Source organism: Oleiphilus sp. HI0067 (assembly GCF_001635735.1).
The window spans coordinates 1-926 of record NZ_LWFI01001736.1; the positions used below are offsets into that span (position 1 = coordinate 1).

The following is a 926-nucleotide window of genomic DNA, read 5'->3' on the forward strand; positions in this document are numbered from 1 at the left end:
ATAAAGCTTGGCCCAGAAGATATTTGGGATAAAAGCTGTTTTGTTTTATCTGCCAAGTTAGGCGATCCTCAATTCTCAGGTCAAACCAAAGAAAGATTATCTTCACGCGAGGCTGCTGCGTTTATTTCGGGTGTAGTGAAAGACGCATTTAGCTTGTGGCTTAACCAACACACTGATGAAGCGGAACAGCTAGCGACGCTGTGTATTAGTAATGCCCAAAAGCGTATGCGAGCAAGTAAAAAGGTTGTTCGTAAGAAAGTGACTTCAGGGCCAGCACTGCCAGGCAAGTTGGCGGATTGTTCTGGGGCAGATGCATTGCGTTCAGAGTTGTTCTTGGTTGAGGGTGACTCTGCTGGTGGTTCCGCAAAACAAGCACGAGATCGTGAGTATCAAGCCATCATGCCGCTTCGCGGTAAGATACTTAATACCTGGGAAGTAGATTCTGCCGAAATTCTTGCCTCCCAAGAAGTCCATGATATTGCTGTCGCAGTGGGCGTGGATCCAGGATCAGATAATCTAGAAGGATTGCGTTATGGCAAGATTTGCATTCTTGCTGATGCGGACTCTGATGGTCTTCATATCGCGACACTTTTATGTGCTCTATTTGTACGCCACTTCAAACCACTCGTTGAAGCTGGTCATATCTATGTTGCGATGCCTCCTTTGTATCGTATCGATGTGGGTAAAGAAGTGTTTTATGCTTTGGATGAAGCTGAGCGCAAGGGTGTGCTTGATCGAATCGAAGCAGAAAAAAAACGTGGCAAGGTGAATGTTCAGCGCTTTAAAGGTTTGGGTGAGATGAATCCAATGCAGTTGCGTGAAACAACAATGGCTCGCGACACGCGTCGATTAGTTCAGCTAACAATCGATGATCATGCTCAAACTGTCGAAAACATGGATATGCTGCTTGGTAAGAAGCGAGCAGC

The 926-nt window shown here is 46.0% G+C and carries 1 protein-coding gene; it reads left to right on the forward strand.

Annotated elements, in window-relative coordinates; translation table 11 throughout:
* A partial coding sequence (locus tag A3739_RS27590; RefSeq protein ID WP_231877171.1) for a toprim domain-containing protein occupies positions 1-926 on the forward strand: 926 nt, incomplete at both ends.